13 protein-coding genes are annotated in these 15,215 nt (G+C 72.7%); 3 read left to right on the top strand and 10 right to left on the bottom strand.

The features are described 5' to 3' along the window. The 7 genes from ACFY4B_RS18285 to ACFY4B_RS18255 form a co-directional block, all read right to left on the bottom strand. Positions 1–581, bottom strand: a 581-nt coding sequence (locus ACFY4B_RS18285; protein ID WP_387968781.1) for a thiopeptide-type bacteriocin biosynthesis protein, incomplete at its 3' end; no start/stop codon positions are given. Between the two features lie 17 nt (positions 582–598). After that, entirely contained in the window at positions 599–1,720 is a 1,122-nt protein-coding gene (locus tag ACFY4B_RS18280; protein ID WP_387968779.1) for a lanthionine synthetase C family protein, read from the bottom strand. Further along, a complete protein-coding gene (locus tag ACFY4B_RS18275) occupies positions 1,717–4,734 on the bottom strand; it encodes a lantibiotic dehydratase (protein ID WP_387968776.1) in 3,018 nt (1,005 codons plus the stop codon). The genes ACFY4B_RS18280 and ACFY4B_RS18275 overlap by 4 nt, the downstream gene beginning before the upstream one ends. Positions 4,735–4,840: 106 nt before the next feature. Next, positions 4,841–5,038 carry an FxLD family lanthipeptide gene (locus ACFY4B_RS18270; protein WP_375875845.1) on the bottom strand — a complete coding sequence of 66 codons (198 nt, stop codon included), beginning with the start codon at positions 5,036–5,038 and terminating at the stop codon, positions 4,841–4,843. A gap of 48 nt (positions 5,039–5,086) precedes the next feature. Further along, positions 5,087–6,307 carry a methyltransferase, FxLD system gene (gene fxlM, locus ACFY4B_RS18265; RefSeq protein WP_387968774.1) on the bottom strand — a complete coding sequence of 407 codons (1,221 nt, stop codon included), beginning with the start codon at positions 6,305–6,307 and terminating at the stop codon, positions 5,087–5,089. 84 nt (positions 6,308–6,391) lie between these two features. Continuing rightward, positions 6,392–6,670: a hypothetical protein gene (locus ACFY4B_RS18260; RefSeq protein WP_387968771.1), complete on the bottom strand. Its 279-nt coding sequence runs from the start codon at positions 6,668–6,670 to the stop codon at positions 6,392–6,394. A 73-nt stretch (positions 6,671–6,743) separates the two neighbouring features. Further along, positions 6,744–7,118, bottom strand: a complete 375-nt coding sequence (locus tag ACFY4B_RS18255; protein WP_387968769.1) for a recombinase family protein — start codon at positions 7,116–7,118, stop codon at positions 6,744–6,746. A gap of 273 nt (positions 7,119–7,391) precedes the next feature. Between ACFY4B_RS18255 and ACFY4B_RS18250 the strand changes: the two genes are divergently transcribed. The 3 genes from ACFY4B_RS18250 (at position 7,392) to ACFY4B_RS18240 (ending at position 11,130) form a co-directional block, all read left to right on the top strand. Further along, positions 7,392–7,859 (top strand): hypothetical protein, encoded by a 468-nt coding sequence (locus ACFY4B_RS18250; RefSeq protein WP_387968767.1) that lies wholly within the window; start codon positions 7,392–7,394, stop codon positions 7,857–7,859. A 218-nt stretch (positions 7,860–8,077) separates the two neighbouring features. Then, a complete protein-coding gene (locus tag ACFY4B_RS18245; RefSeq protein ID WP_387968765.1) occupies positions 8,078–10,120 on the top strand; it encodes a tetratricopeptide repeat protein in 2,043 nt (680 codons plus the stop codon). An 83-nt stretch (positions 10,121–10,203) separates the two neighbouring features. Continuing rightward, positions 10,204–11,130 carry a hypothetical protein gene (locus ACFY4B_RS18240; protein WP_387968763.1) on the top strand — a complete coding sequence of 309 codons (927 nt, stop codon included), beginning with the start codon at positions 10,204–10,206 and terminating at the stop codon, positions 11,128–11,130. 135 nt (positions 11,131–11,265) lie between these two features. Here ACFY4B_RS18240 and ACFY4B_RS18235 read toward each other — a convergent pair whose 3' ends face one another. The 3 genes from ACFY4B_RS18235 to ACFY4B_RS18225 form a co-directional block, all read right to left on the bottom strand. Beyond that, positions 11,266–14,307, bottom strand: a complete 3,042-nt coding sequence (locus ACFY4B_RS18235) for a Tn3 family transposase (RefSeq protein ID WP_387968761.1) — start codon at positions 14,305–14,307, stop codon at positions 11,266–11,268. Positions 14,308–14,383: 76 nt separating this feature from the next. Then, positions 14,384–14,515: a hypothetical protein gene (locus tag ACFY4B_RS18230; protein WP_387968759.1), complete on the bottom strand. Its 132-nt coding sequence runs from the start codon at positions 14,513–14,515 to the stop codon at positions 14,384–14,386. A 29-nt stretch (positions 14,516–14,544) separates the two neighbouring features. Then, complete coding sequence (locus ACFY4B_RS18225; RefSeq protein WP_387968757.1) at positions 14,545–14,847, bottom strand: TfuA-like protein; 303 nt, start codon at positions 14,845–14,847, stop codon at positions 14,545–14,547. Positions 14,848–15,215: the final 368 nt, after the last annotated feature.

The raw sequence follows: 15,215 nt of genomic DNA, 5'->3' as shown, positions 1-15,215 counted from the left end.
GCCTTGCGCACTGGCTCGGGTCCTACACCTTCGACAATGTCGAACCTCCATGGTGATTTCCACTCTCTGCATGCGACTTCGTGTCGCACGCCCTGCTCGTACCACTCCTGGCCGGCTCCGCGCAGCAGCGCGGTGGCCAGCAGGATGGCCAGCTCGCGCCGCCGGTCGGGGCCGCAGTGCTTGGCGAGGTGGGCAAGGACGTGGCGGCTGTCGCGGTGGAACAGGTCGTGCGCCGCGTCCATGCCCGATGTGCCGCCGAACGCGAGCACTTCGGGCTCGTAGACCACCCGGGTCCAGGCGGTCACCGGGCCGGCGGCCCGCGCGGCGGTGAGGGCGCCGGTGAGGGCGGCCTCGACGGTGTGGGGGGCGGTTCCGGGCCCGGACTGGTAGCGCAGCCGCCACCGCTCGCCCTTGCGGACGAAGTGCCAGTGCGCGAGGTGCCCGGCTTCCTCCGCGCCGACGAGGACGGGCCATAGGTGGGCGAGCGCGGCGGGCTCGGCGGCGGCCGGGTCGGAGAAGTGGACGTGCAGTTGGAGCATGGAGGCGGCGCCGTCCGGCCAGGGCCCGGGCGGGTTCGTCAACGCGTCTTCCCTTTCGGCTAGTTGAGGAGCAGGCAGGAGTCCCAGCCGGACAGCACCGTGCCGGTGGTGGCGGTGTGCCGGGCCAGCGCGGCGCCGGTGGCCCCGTCGAGCAGCCCGGCCGGGTCCTCGCCGGCCGGCGGCAGGTGCTCGGCGAGGACGTCCAGCTGCTCGGCGAATGCCGGGCCCGAGCTGTCCTGGGCGACCCGCCACACCGTCTGGAACAGTCCGGCGGTCCCGTGGCACAGCCCGTCGTCGGTGACGCGGCTCAGCTGCGCGGGGTCGGTGAGGCAGCCGAGCAGCGCCGTCTCGGCCAGCTGCCGGCGGGCGGTGTCGCCCAGCGCGAGGCCGGCCAGTTGCTGGGCTCGGGCCAGCCCAGGGATGCCGTAGCACCAGGACGGCCGCAGCGGCCCGCGCTGGCGGGTGCGGCGGGCGGCTTCCTCGGAGCGGGTGACGGCTTCGGGCCACCACGGTCCGTCCGCTCCCTCCTGGCGCCAGCCGTCGAGCCACGCGCAGATCGTCCGGATCGCCTCGATCTGGCCGGGCACGGACACCCGCCGGCGGACGGCGAGGGAAAGCAGCGCGAGGGGGCCGGCGATGCCGTGGGCGAGGCCGAGGTTCCCGTGCCCGCCCGGATAGTCGGGCGAGCGCTCCCCGGACGGCGCCAAGTGCGTCCACCAGCCGGGCAGGCCGCCCGGAAGCGGCTCGGCCAGGCGCACCAGGTAGGCCAGGACGGTGGGCAGCAGGTCGCCGCCTCGATGGTGGCGCAGCAGGTGTGCGCCGATGCCGGTCATCCCGTAGAGCAGGTCGTACTCGCCGAACTCCGGCAGGTCGCCCCGGTCGATGCGGGCGTGCGCGGCCTCCAGCCGGGCTCGGGTCGTCGTCTTCACCGCCCGGTCCAGGGCCTGGACGGCGCGCTCGTAGCGGCCGGGGCCGATCGTCGCGGTGTGGACGGCGTAGGCGGCGGCCGGCGCCCCGTAGAACAGGCCCATGCCGTGACCGGAGCTGACGCCGCCGCGCAGCGCCGCCGCCAGGTGGGCGTGGACGCTTCCCCAGCTCCCCCGACCGCCGGCGGCCTGCTCGATGTGCAGCAGGGCGACGCCGGCCGCGCCCTTGGCGAGGGACTGGGCGGCCCGGTTCACCGCTGGGCCTTCGCGGTGTGGGCCAGCGCTGCGGCGCGGGCCAGCCGGTGGCAGAGCCGCTCGCGCTCCGGGTCGATTCCCAGCGCCCGCACGTGGTGCATGTGGAGCAGGGACAACAGCACCGACTCGTCGGCGGGGTCCGTCTCCTCGAGCCGGTCGCGGTAGGCGGCCAGCGCCCGCTGCCGCTGCTCCCAGGCGTCGGCCACGGCCCGGCCGGTGGGGGTCTCGCGCAGGGCGGCCCAGTTGCCGTCGGGGTTGCCCAGGGCGACGGCCTGCTGGTGGACGGTGCGGGGGGCCGGGGTCGGCGGCGTGCCGCGGGCCGGGATGCTGGTGGAGAGCCGGTGCATCCCGGTGTGGATGCCGTTGAGGCCGGTGGCGATGGCCACCATGCTGGCCGCGGTGACCGCGCGCGGGTCGTGGGCGGTGTGGAGAAGTTGGGTGACGGCGGCGCGGGAGTCGGCGGCGAACACCGTCTCGGCGGCGGTCATCGCCGCGCCGTGCCCGTAGCGGCCGGCCTCGGGGTGGTAGGTGTCCAGCTGCAGGTGGGTGATCAGACCCAGGTCGCGCAGCCGGGCGGCCCACGCCCCGAGGTGCCCGGCGGCCGGGCCGTAGGCGGCGGTGTCCGGCAGCGGCAGGCGCAGCCGCAGGTGCGGATCGGGGTCCTTGTAGCGCAGGAACCACCACAGCGGGGTGTCGAACGCGGCGAGCAGTGCGGGCAGGTGGGCGGTCAGGATCTCGGTGTGCCGGTGCGGGTGGGCGTACAGCCTCGCGGACAGGTAGGGGGAGGAGCCGGGCAGGTGGCCGGAGGTCCGCATCGCGACCGCGCCCCGGTGGCCGGGCCTGGCCGGCGGACGGGTGCCGGCCAGGGGCAGGGTGATCTCGTGGGGGCGGCCGTCGATCCAGCCGAAGGCGGCCGGGTCGGGGGCTTCGGTGAGTTCGGCCACCGGGTGGGCGTCCAGGTGGTCGCGCAGCAGCACCAGGTGGGAGCTCTCGCCGAGGTCCAGACCCAGGCGCAGGTCGTGCTGGGTGAGGAACACCCGGCCGGGGACGCGGAAGCGGGACAGCCAGGCGGCGGCGGCCTGTTGCCACCGTGGCCACGGGGCGGTGCGCGGCGGTAGCGCGTCGGCGGGCAGGTTCCAGCGGGCCGGGGAGAGGATCGTGCGCCGGTAGCGGATCCGGGGGCGGAACGGCATGCGCCCGGCGGCGCCCCAGTCGAACGCGGTGTAGGTGGGGGTGTGGGCGGTGGTGATCTCGCACAGGAACCGGGCGAGGGGCTGGGTGTTGTTGCGGAACTCGATCGCATTCATCACCCGCGGCTCGACAGGCCGGCCGGTGGACAGGCGCAGCAGCCACATCCGGTCCACGTCGCCGCACACCGCCAGGTCCTCCAGGTCGAGGACGGCGTGTGCGGGGTCGGGGTGCTCGGCGAGCGGCAGTAGCAACGGGAGGACGGCGGGGGCGCGGCCGACGTTGGTGACGCGGGCGTGCAGTGGCGGGGCGCACACCTGCACCGGGTCGGCGTCGCCGTCCAGTGTCGGCAGCGCCGCGTAGGCGGCGGTCATGCGGTCGCGGTCGGCCGGGTCGAGCAGGTCCAGGAACCTGCCCGTGGTGGTGCCGGCCGCCCGGGGGGTGCCGGTCACGGTGAGGGCGAAGTCACCCCGGTCCAGGTGCTCGCGGGTCGGCGCGGTGAGGGTGAACGTCAGCTCGGCGTGCGGCTGGACGTGGCCGCCGGCCGCCGGCCGCGCCAGGTTCTCGACGGCCTTGTCGTCGAGGACGGTCTCGAGGCGGCCCTCGACGGCGGCGGCCTGGGCCAGCGACAGAGGCTCGGCGTCGCGGCCGTTCAGGCTCGGCGCGGGCAGCTCGTGCACCGAGTCGCGGTAGCGGGCCGGGAACCCGAGGCCGGTGTTCGGGTTGGTGATCTCCAGGACCGGGACCACGGCACCGCTCCCGTACCGCTCCAGGTAGCGGCCCCGGTAGTCACGCCAGGCCGGGAGCCCGCGGGGTTGCGGGGTGAGACGGGTCAGCACGGTGACGGCGGCCGCGGCCTCGCGCGCCACCGCCGTCGGCAGGGTGAGCGCGGCGTCGAGCCGCAGATCGACCATCAGCGGCTTCTCGGCGGCGGCGGCCCGCGCCATGGTGGAGCCGGTACGGGCCCGCAGCTGCCGCCCGTGTGCACGGCCGGTGTTGTGTCGATACAGGTCCTGATGGACGTCGCGCAGTACGGCGAGCAGCGGCGCGGCCGAGCCGATGCCGGCGGCTCCGGCCCGGTCGAGGACAGCGAGGACGTGGCCGAGCGGGTCGGTGGCCGTCATCGGCGGCCGCAGCGCGGTCAGCAGCACCCGCCGGGCGACCAGCGCGCGAAGCAGCTGCCGGATCGCGGCGGGGTCGTTGCGGGGGAACTCCTCGGCGAGCCGGCCGGCCAGCTCGCCGAAGCTCAGCGGGCCCGCGGCCGCGCGCACCGCGGCTTCGACCGGGCGGGTGCGGCGTACCGCCACCTCCAGCGGGTCGCCGCCGTGGACGGGGTTGGCCTGCCACGGCACGACCAGGCGCTCGCCCCGGGCGAAGCACAGCGGGTTCGCGACCACGCTCAGGTGCTCCAGCAGCAGCTCGTCGCTCTCCAGACGGGCGAGGACGTCGGCCAGCCACGCCGCGTCCGGCCGGGCGACCGCCTGGTGCGCGTCGCCGAGGGTGAGGGAGAGGCGCTCGCCGAGGCGGGCGGGCGCAACGCCGGCGAACAGGCCGAACGGGGTGGCGCGGGACTGCGCCCGAAGCACGTACTTGAGGACCGACACGGTGATGCGCCGCACCTGTCGCCGTGTCCGGCCCCGCCCGTCGATCACCGCGCGGACCTGGTCGGCCAGCACAGGGCTCGCGGCCTCGACCGCCTCGGCGAACCGGGCATGCGACCAGACCGTGTCCAGCCAGGCCCGCCACTGCTCCGCATCCCCGTCGGCCAGGTCCGGCCAGGCCGGTTCGACGGTCAGGGCCCCCGCCCTGAGCAGCACGGCATCCACGGCACGGTACAACGCTCATCACCCCCACGAGAAGACGGAAAGGGCCCGGCGGGCGGGCGGGGACGTTTCGGTCCCGGCCCGCCCGCCGAACGTTCAGCTGTTCAGCTCAGGCGACGTTGCCGCCGCCGCTGGCGCAGGCGCTGCCGGAGCAGGTGCTGCCGCAGTTGTCGTTCGTGTCGCGCAGCAGGTCGGCGAACACGTCGCCGCTCTCGACGATGGTCGGGTCGAGGTCGAAGTCCGAGCCGTCGAGCGCGGCGACGTCGGTCTTCTCGGTCTCCGGCGCGATGAGCGTCCGAGGCGCCATGCTGATCCCCTCCTTGGGTGGTCGGTTTCTCGGGTTACCCGGCCCGCTTCAGGGCCAGGAGATCGTGATGCGGGTGTGCCGCTTGTCGATGACGCGGCCCTCACCCAGCTGGCCGTCCGGCGTGGTCGCCGGGTGGACGGTGAACTGCGGGCCGGCGCCCGAGCGGTGGTCTCGGTCCCAGGTGCGGATCTGCTCGGCCAGCCGGGCGGCCAGCTTCGCGCCGTCCGGCCCGTAGCCGTGCGCGCCGAACTCGAACGTCGGGTCCTCGCTGACCTTGCGCAGCGCCAGGTAGGCCAGGCTCAACCCGTCGGTCATCGCGGGGCAGGCCATGCGGTTCTGCGGCGCGACGAGCTTGGTGTCCGGGGTGGCGGACAACATGCAGAATCCGGGCAGCGCGGTGGCCAGCCACAGGTGCAGGGAGTCGAACGGCTCCATCCGGCCGACCGCCACCCCGGTCCACTCCTCGGTGCGCTCGCTGTCCAGGGCGCCGGTGAGCGGGCCGGCGTCGACCGGCGGCTCCTCGTCGAAGCGCAGCCCGACCTCCTCGCCGTGCAGGAGCAGCAGCTGTTCCTCGTGTGCGCCGACGCCCTGCATCCGCACGAAGCCGCACACCTCGGCGGACAGGCTCACCAGCCGGTCGCCTTCGCGGCGCAGGGTGATCGAGCGGGAGACGCCGCGCATCCGCAGCGGCACGGTGATGGTGCCGTGCTCGGTGAGTTGGTCGACCCAGGCCGGCGGGATGTCCCAGGCCCCGACGGTGACCAGGATCCGGTCGAAGGGGGCGCGGTCGGCGCAGCCCACCTCGCCGTCGCCGAGGACGACGTTCACCCGCTCGTAGCCGGCAGCGGCCAGGCCGCGGGTCGCGCGGTCGGTCACGTCCTGGTCGATGTCCAGGGTCGTGACCTCGCCGTCCGCCCCGACGATCTCGGCGATCATCGCGGCGTTGGTGCCGCTGGAGCCGATCTCCAGTACGTGGTGCCCGGGCTTGATGTCGGCCTGCTCCAGCATGAACGCCTGGATCCGTGGGGCGGAGACCGAGCTGATCGCGGTCCCGTGCTCGTTCCGCTTGGTGATCACGACGTCCTCGACGCCGTAGGCCTGCCGGACGGGCGCCTCCGGCACGAAGGCCTCGCGCGGCACCGTACGGAAGGCGCGCTCGACCGCGGCGGTCCGGATCTCGCCCATGGAGATCAGCTGCTCGACCATGGCCGTCCGCAGCTCCTCCGGGGTCTCCGTGCTGGTGGTGGCGGTCTCCACCGTGTCAGACATGCAGTGCTCGCTCTCAACGTGATGATCAGTTAACTGTGCTGCCAGTAAGCGCAGTTGAAACTGGAAGCCTACGGGCTCGGCGCGTCACTCCCGCCCGGCGGACAGGTCGGCGCCGGCCTGGCCTATCCGCGCCTTGACGCGGTCGAGCGCGGACTGGGTGGACTGGGTGGACTGGACCAGCCCGGTGTCCCTCTTGGCGATCCGCAGCCGCAACGCCTCCCGCAGATGAGACCGCGCGAGGACGAGATTGCCCTTCTCCAGCAGGTGCTTGCCGAAGTGCCGGAGCGCGTAGTCGAGGAGTTCCGGCTGCCGGCTCCGGGCGGTGGCCATGGCCCTGCGGTAGAGCACGTCCGCAGTCTCCACGTCACCGGCGTAGCGGTGCGAGTCGACCAGGTTGGCCTCCGGGGAGGATCGGAACGGCCAGTAGCGAGAGCGGTCAGCCGTCGATGAGCTGCCTGGGGATGTGGCCGGAGGCGCGGAGCTCTCGCAGGTCGGGGATGTGGTTATAGAGGGTGCCGGGGCTGACGCCGAGGATCCTGGCGATCGAGGTGATCGACTGCTCGGGGTTGGGCAGCAGCGTGCGGGCGGCCTGGATGATCTCGGGGGTGGCGACGGTGGGGCGTCCGCCGACCCGGCCGCGGGCGCGGGCGGCGTCCAGGCCTTCGCGGGTGCCGGAGACGATCAGCTCGCGAATGAACTCGGCGAGGGCGGCGAAGACGTGGAAGACGAGCCGGCCGCCGGGGGTGGTGGTGTCGAGCCGCTCATGCAGCGAGCAGAAGCCGATCTCCCGGCGACGCAGTTCGCCGACCATGTTGGGGTGCCGTTAACGACCGTGCCACCAGCCCCAAACGGGCTCACAGCCCCTCGTCGGCCGGGCGTCGGGGACTTGGTGCGCGCGGCCGTGAATCGAGCCGATGCCGGGTGGGACAGGCTCCCGGAAGACGGGCCGCAGGAGCCTCCGGCTTTGTTCTGGCCGGGTCAGTCCCATCAGTCGGCCTTCCAGCCGTTTCTCGCGATCGCCTTCTTCGCCCGGTGAGTAGCGAATATGGTCTGATGGGTTGTCAGTGGCAGTCTGGGGAGTGTGATGACGGGCATCGAGATTGCGGTCGGGTACGTGTTCGCGTGGGCGGTCCGCAAGGCGAAGCGGGTGGCCGGCCGGGCGGACGGGGAGGTCGACCGCACGCTGGACACGGCGATGGACCGGCTCCACGACCTGGTCGGCCGCAAGCTGGGCGAGGACTCCGCACTCAGGAAGCTGGCCGAGGAGGCCGCGGCGGGGCAGGACGAGCCGAGCGACCGTACCCGGCGACGGGTGCACGACGCGCTGGACGAAGCTGTTGAGGAGGATCCCGGCTTCGCCGCGGCCCTGGACAGCGCCGTGAAGGAGTTGCAGTCCCTGTCCCGCACCGTCGGCGGGGTCGCGGCGGGAGACGGCGGGGTGTCCGTTGGCGGGAACGTGGACATCCGAGCCGACCGGGGGTCCGCCGCCGCCTGGACCATGGGCAACGTGACCCTGGGAAACCCTCCGCAGCCGGGAACGCCCGCGGGCTGAGCGGCCCCGGCACCACGGCAGTCCCAGGCGTCGCTGGCCCGATCCGGGGCACGAACGGCGCGATCGTCGCCGGGACCATCGAGAACCTCCACCAGCACTACCCGGAGAACAGGAGGACCGCCCGCCTCGACCGGCCACGGCCAGTCGGGCGGTGGACCGCGCAGCACCTCGGCGTCCACCCTGCCATCCACGGCATCAGCACCACCGACGCCGAGGGCGTGTTTGTGCTTCCGGCGTACCTCGAACGCGCCCACGACCAGCAGTTGCGCAACCGCCTGAGCAGCGCGGTCCGCAGCGGACAGACGATGTTCGCGCTCGTGCGGGGGACGTCCTGCGCCGGCAAGACCCGCACCGCCTTCGAGGCCGTCCGTGCCTGCCTGCCCGACTGGCAGCTCGTCTACCCCAAGACCCCCGAGGGGCTTCTGGCCCTGCTCGACGCCGGCGCCCTCGCCCCGCGCACTGTCCTGTGGCTCAACGAAGCCCAGAACCACCTCCGTGGTTCCGAAGGGGAGGAAGCCGCCGCCGCGCTGCACAGCCGCCTGGAAGAGACCGGACCGGTCGTGATCCTCGGCACGCTGTGGCCCGAGTACCACCGCGACCTCACCGCCACACCCCAGCCCGGGCAGGGCCGGGAAGACGCACACCCGAACGCCCGTGCCCTGCTCGCCCGGGCCGTCGTGGTCGACGTCCCCGCCTCCTTCACCACCGAGTCCCTCAAGAATCCGCTCGTGAAGCGCGACCCTGCAATCGCCGCAGCCGCGCACACCAGCACCGGCGGAAAGATCACCCAGACCCTCGCGGCCGGCCCCCAGCTCGTCGACCACTACGAACAGGCCACCGAACCCCACGGCCCCTACGGCCACGCCGTCATCACCGCGGCCATGGACGCCCGCCGCCTCGGCCACACCTCACCTTTGCCCGCCGCACTCCTCAAGGCCGCCGCCCAGGCATTCCTGACCGAGGAGCAACGCGCCGGCGCGGACCCCGCCACCTGGTTCGACCACGCCCTCGCATACGCGCGGCAGAAGGTCAGGTCCGTGGCCGCGGCCCTGGAACCCGTCGCGAACCCCGATGGCATGGGTCCTCTCCCTGACGTCTACCACCTCAGCGACTACCTCGACCACCACGCCCGCACCACCCGCCGATACACCTTCCCACCCGAGCCCTTCTGGACCGCCGCCCAAGAGCACGCCAGCACAACCGACCTGCCCCGACTAGCATCCGCAGCCCGAGAGCGGGGCCGCATCCGCATCGCAGCAGGCCTCTCCCAGCGGGCCGCGGACGCCGGAGACTGCTCGGCCCTGGTGAGCCTGGCCGGGCGGCGGGAATGGGACAGAGACTGGGTGGGCGCGGAACGGCTGTACCAGCGGGCCGCGGACGCCGGAGACTGCTCGGCCCTGGTGAGCCTGGCCGTACTGCGGGAGTGGGCCGGGGACATGGTGGGCGCGGAACGGCTGTACCAGCAGGCCGCGGATGCTGGACACACCGAGGCCCTGTGGCGTATGGCCGATCGGCGGGAGCGGGCCGGGGACATGGTGGGCGCGGAACGGCTGTACCAGCAGGCCGCCGACGCCGGACACCACATGGCCCTGGCGACCCTGGCCGTACGGCGGGAGCGGGCCGGGGACACGGTGGGCGCGGAACAGTTGTACCAGCAGGCCGCCGACGCCGGACACCACTGGGCCCAGGGGCTCATGGCCGTGCCACGGGAGCAGGCCGGGGACACGGCGGGCGCGGAACGCTACGCCCAGCGGGCCGCGGACGCCGGAGACACCCTCGCCCTGGTGGGCCTGGCCAGGGTGCGGGAGGAGGCCGGGGACACGGCGGGCGCGGAACGGCTGTACCAGCAGGCCGCCGACGCCGGAGACCAGTGGGCCCTGGTGAGTCTGGCCGCGCGGCTGGGGGCGGGCGCCGATCGCTACCTCCAGCAGGCCGCGGATGCTGGACACACCAAGGCCCTGGTGAGCCTGGCCGGGCGGCGGGAGCAGGCCGGGGACACAGCGGGCGCGGAACGGCTGTACCAGCAGGCCGCGGATGCTGGACACACCAAGGCCCTGGTGATCCTGGCCGAGCGGCGGGAGCGGGCCGGGGACACAGCGGGCGCGGAACGGCTGTACCAGCAGGCCGCCGACGCCGGAGACCACTGGGCGCTGAAGAGCCTGGCCATAGTGCGGGAGCGAGCCGGAGACGCGGCAACCGCAGAACGGCTTCAGCGATTCGGTCTGGAGGCCGACGGTTCTCCGGCCCAGCCTTGGGGCTAGCCCCACACAAACGATGGTTTGTTGAAGCCGGTCCGTCGAAAACGGTGGGCGGCCCCCGGATCGGCGCCGATATCCTCGCGGACGTGATCTACGAGGGAACGATAGGCATGGATGAGGGCGCTCCGACGACAGCGCGCCTCCGCGATGTACTGAACCGTGCCGGGCACGTCGTGATCGCCGAGGGATCTCCTGACGAGGCGGACTCCGGTGACGTGGCGCGGATCGTGGTGACCGGCGCTGAGATCGCAGACCTGGCCCAAGTGCTGGCCATTGTGGACGGCGGCACCGGTGACCGGTGCCTGTGCAACGGCTGGCCGACGATCATGGTTCACGACGTCAAGGGCGAGCTGATCGCCTGCTGGACCCTGCACCACCAATCCGGTCTTCGAGGAATCGGTGACTGTGATGCCGACCTTCAGGACGGTCCGGCACTCACCGAGTGGCTGGCGGAGCGAGGCCTGACCGGATCGCGAGAGGTTCAGGCGGGGCTGGCCGTGCAAGAGGCCGAGAAGGACCGGCGCCGACTGCGTTGGCTCCAGGCCGCACCCGCCGGGCTGCGCGACGCAGCCACGAAGGTCTCCACCCCGCCAGGGCGCGACCTGGAAGCCTGGTCAGATCGGCTCCGCGACGCCGAGGCCCGACTTGCCACGCTCGTCCAAGATGGCTATCCCGACGAGATCGAGCGGATCCGCGTCCTACTGGCATGGGCCGGGATTTCCGCCAGGGAGTCCACCGGCGGCCTGAAGTGGTACGACATGGCGGTCCAGCAGCTGCTGCTGGCCGAGGACCCCGACCTCATCATCGCCGCGCTTGGCACCGGCTCACCGAGCCCGGTCCAGCTCGACGGCGCGAGCCAGCTCTTCAGCTCCTTCGAGTGGACTGGAGCGCACGGCAAGGACCTGCCTGAGCCGCTGCGGTCGATGCTGATCGGGCACATCCAGGCAGACGGCACCGACCCCATGAGGTTCCGGATGCGCCACGGCTACTACGGTGCCGAGCGATCTGCCTGACAGGACGTTGCTGGCTTCCGGACGGGTTTCCACCGACACCTTCGTCGGCATCGCCCCCGTCTCCGGTTGCCGGTCATCGCCGCCCAGTTCCCGGCCGCTGTCGAGGGCGGCCAGGTACCCGGCTGACCAGCGCCCCTATCGCTCACCGTCGTCTTCACCGACGGACGGTTCGCGCAGGGGCCGGCGCCCGGCCTCCTGCGGCCGGAAGAACGCGTACCGGCCGAGGAAGTTGATGTGGTCGAACTGCAGCGGCGAGAGGCGGGCCAGCAGGTCGTCGGTGACGGGGAAGCCGTCGGCGGCCAGCTGCTTGGCCGCCCGGTCCAGGTAGAGGCTGTTCCACAGCACCACCGCGTTCAGGGCCAGCCCAAGCGCGCCGAGCTGGTCCTCCATGCCCTCGCGGTAGTTCTGCCGAAGCTCGCCGCGCTGGCCGAAGAAGATCCGCCGCGCCAGGCGGTGGCGGGCCTCGGTGATGTTCAGCTGCTTGCCGATCATGCGGCGGTAGCCGTCGTCGGAGATGAACTGCAGCAGGTGCAGGGTCTTGAAGATCCGGCCGTAGTGGGCGAAGGCGTCGCCCAGGCCGGTCGGGCGCCCGTCCCGGGACAGCATGCGGATGAGGTCGTGGCCGCGGACCTCACCGAGGGTCAGGGAGCCGGCCACCCGCAGCATGTCGCCCCAGTGCGCCCGGATCCGGTCCAGGCGCACCGTGTGCCGGGAGACCTCCTGCAGCGGCCCATAGTCGGCGCTTGCGTGGGTGCGCCACAGGCGGGCGTCGGAGATGTCGGCGATCCGCGGGGAGAACTGGTAGCCGCAGATCGCGAACAGCCCGAACACGATGTCGCTGTAGCTCGCGGTGTCGGTGACCACGGTCTCCGGCTTCGGCCCGCCGTCGCGGCCCAGCATCGCGTCCAGGATGAACAGCGAGTCGCGCAGCGTGCCGGGCACCACCACTCCGCCCAGGCCCATGACCTGGTCGTTGACCACGTTCAGCCAGGTGGCGCCCTTCTTGCGCAGCCCGAAGTACCGGGGGCTGTAGCCTGCGTGGATCGTCTGGACAGGCACGGTGAACCGCACCCCGTCCGCGGAGGCGACCAGGCCGCCGCCCCAGGCCCGGACGATGTCGACCTTGGCCTGCGCGCCGATGAGCATCCCGTTGGCGGCGCTGATGGTCTCGGCCCGCAGGTATCCCTGGTCGACCTGGACCAAGCGGGCGCGGGTGAGTGCTGGCACGTTCGGCTTGGCGACCGGGGTCAGGCCGACGTTGCAGGCCTCCGCGAGCAGCAGCGCGCAAACGCTGACCTCGAAGTCGTCCATGTGCGGATCGGCACCGGAGATGTGGGTGAACGCGGTTGTCATGCCGGTCAGCTCGGCGACCTCCAGCAGCAGCTCGGGGAAGTCGACCTTCGGCAGCATGCTGTTGGCCAGCTGCCGGAAGGCCGGCATCAGATTCGGCTCGGGGGCGGGGCCGAGCCGGTCCAACTGCAGCTTGCCGTCCTTCACCGTCACCGCGCTGTTCGTCGGCAGCCGAGCAACGACCTGGTGGTAGGCGCCGTGCAACGCTCCGGCGAGCTCGGCCAGGTGCGCGGCCGGCTCCGCGTCCAGTCCCAGAGCGGTGAGCACCGTCGGCTCGGCGCTCTCCCAGCGGTCGCCGGCCAGCAGCTTGGCCCGCGGGTCGCCCCACCGGTCTCCGTCCCTGGCGAACACGTCCCGGCGCCGAAGTGCCCGGTGCAGGTGCTCCAGCACGCAGAACGAGTACGCCGCCTTCTCCACACAGCCTGGCTCGACGTCCGGATTGGCGAACACCAGGCGCCGCCACGAGCCGGTAACCAACTGCTGGTCGACCTCGCTCGCGGCGACCTTGCGGCGGCTGACCAGGTGGGGCAGCTGCTTCAATGCCTTCACCACCGTGGCCCCGGCCTCCACCGCGCCGAAGTCCACGGTGTCCACCAGCAACCTGATGAAGCCGCGCACCGTGCCGTACCGGGAGGCGAGCGCGGCCCGCCACTCCGCGTCCTCGTCCCCGTCGCCTTCCGGTACGCACTCGGCGATCACGGTCAGCGCCTCGGCGAGCTTGGCGCGCGGCACCACCTTCTCGATCGCCTCCCAGGCGTCCAGCACCGACACCGCCTCGCCGTCCAGGGTGGCGGGTGCGGTGCCCAGCAGCACCTCCACCGCCTTGGCCACCCGCCCGGCCGCCTTCTTCAGCTTCGGCAGGCTCTTGAGCTTCTCTTCCCGCCCGATCCGCTCGGCCCGGGCCAATAGTCGGCTGCCCATCAGGACGTCGAGCAGGTCCAGGGCATCGTCCACCGAGGCCGTCTCCAGGTGCCGCACCGTGGCCAGCATCGTCGCGGTCTTCCGGGTCTCCTCCAGATCCCGCAAGGTGGGCGCCTTCGAGCCCAGCCCGTACCGGGCCAGCGCCGCCATCCGCGCAGGCGGCACCGCGCCGGTCTCCACCAGGCCGGCCCCGAGCGCCCGCACCTCCCGGGCCCGGTCCAGGGCCTCGCGCATCGCCGTCCCCGACACCCGCACCGGCCCGGTCCGCAGCCGCTCCAGCTCCGAGACCCGCCTGCCGTACGGCACCTTCAACAGCTCGCGCATCGCCTGCCGAAGCTCGTCCGGCACCGCCTCGTCCAGCGTCCGGTACAGCTCCGCCATCTCATGAGCCCGCGTCTCGGCCACCAGCCGGGTCAGCGTCGTGATCCCCGGCAGCAGCACTCGATTGTCCACCAACCACATCACCGCCCGGTCGAACAGCGCCCGCGGCCCCTCCACCGACGCCCACACCCGCGCCGCAAGGAAGGCTCGCACCTCTTGCTCGGCCTCGCCGAACTCGCGGTAGCCGAACGCGTCCCGGATCTCCCAGGCATGCTCGTAGCGACTCTGCTTCCGTACCCCGTACCCAGCCCACTCGGCCGCCTCGACGCCGAGCTGCTCGGCCGCGAACCGCACCACCACGGCCGGCACCACCGCCAGGTCCTCCGTCGGGAAGACTCCGAGCATCCGCACCGAACCCCACAGCACCGCGAAGCCGAGCCGGTTCGCCGGCGACCGCTTCGAGCGGGCTGCCACCAGCCCCGGCGCGTCAAGGCGGAAGAACTGCTCCAGCTCGCCCGGAGTGGGCTCGGCCGCGAAGCGCCCGTAGCGGGAGACCTGATCGTCAGACAGGAAATCAACTGGCATGACCTGGAACGTAGGGCCGCTGACCAGCGCAGATGGGCCGAGTCACCGAACCGGAACCAAGATCGGCCCGTTGTCGCTACTGGCCGTTCCGATCCTCCTCAGAGGCCAGGTTGAGCTCGGTCGCGATGACGGCCCGGACGTTGCCGGCGGCTTCGGCCAGGCCGCGTGCCTGCCGCAGGAAGGCACGCGCTGCGAGCTGGTCGCCCAAGGTCGGCAGCCCGATGCCGATCCACCGCGTCAGGTCCCGTCTGCGATCGGGGTCCGCGTCCGGCGGCAGCACCCGCAGGTGGCCGCTCGCAGCGCCCCGGTGCTCGCCGCGCCGAGCACCTCGATGCCGCGCCGCAGGGCGACCAGGATCTCCTTGTGGCGCAGGGCCGGGCTCTGGTGGAAGACCCCGTCGATCGGCACGATCAGGTCGCCGTCGGCGATCGAGGAAGCGAACAGGTCGCCGTGCCGGGCCGGGCGGTGCACCCGGACTCGCGGGTGCCGCAGCACGGGCTCGCGCGGGCGCAGCGTCGGGCCGACGTACAGATGATTCATCGGATCCCCCAGGGAGGACATCCCGGTTCAGGAAGCGGGCGGTGACTACCACTCCTGGTCGACGCCCTCCGCGAGCACCAGGTCCTCCAGGGCCTGCGGTTTCTCCTCCGGGCCGGTGCTCGCGGCGATGGCGATGGCGGCGGACTTCGACAGCATGGTGCCTTCCTTCGAATCGCATCCCTGCCGTCCGGGAGCGGACGCGCAGTGAACGGCGGTGGCACTACGGTCCCGTCTTCGACCCGCTGCGGTCACGGGCAGCGGTGACCGCCTTTTCCGGACCGGCGTCAGCTCGCTCACCTGGGCGGGAGTTTCGAGGCAGGCCCAGAAGAGGACAGTGCGTCATGTGGGAATCGCGGAGTGTGACCCAT

This window comes from Kitasatospora sp. NPDC001261, assembly GCF_042896795.1.
Classification (GTDB): domain Bacteria; phylum Actinomycetota; class Actinomycetes; order Streptomycetales; family Streptomycetaceae; genus Kitasatospora.
This window is presented reverse-complemented; position numbering and strand designations above follow the sequence as displayed.

What these genes read in the sequence shown, in the direction of transcription:
- ACFY4B_RS18270 (WP_375875845.1), bottom strand. Translation starts at nt 5,038, where the DNA reads ATGGCGCCTCGGACGCTCATCGCGCCGGAGACCGAGAAGACCGACGTC.
- fxlM (WP_387968774.1), bottom strand. Translation starts at nt 6,307, where the DNA reads ATGTCTGACACGGTGGAGACCGCCACCACCAGCACGGAGACCCCGGAG.
- ACFY4B_RS18255 (WP_387968769.1), bottom strand. Translation starts at nt 7,118, where the DNA reads ATGGTCGGCGAACTGCGTCGCCGGGAGATCGGCTTCTGCTCGCTGCAT.
- ACFY4B_RS18250 (WP_387968767.1), top strand. Translation starts at nt 7,392, where the DNA reads ATGACGGGCATCGAGATTGCGGTCGGGTACGTGTTCGCGTGGGCGGTC.
- ACFY4B_RS18235 (WP_387968761.1), bottom strand. Translation starts at nt 14,307, where the DNA reads ATGCCAGTTGATTTCCTGTCTGACGATCAGGTCTCCCGCTACGGGCGC.
- ACFY4B_RS18225 (WP_387968757.1), bottom strand. Translation starts at nt 14,847, where the DNA reads ATGAATCATCTGTACGTCGGCCCGACGCTGCGCCCGCGCGAGCCCGTG.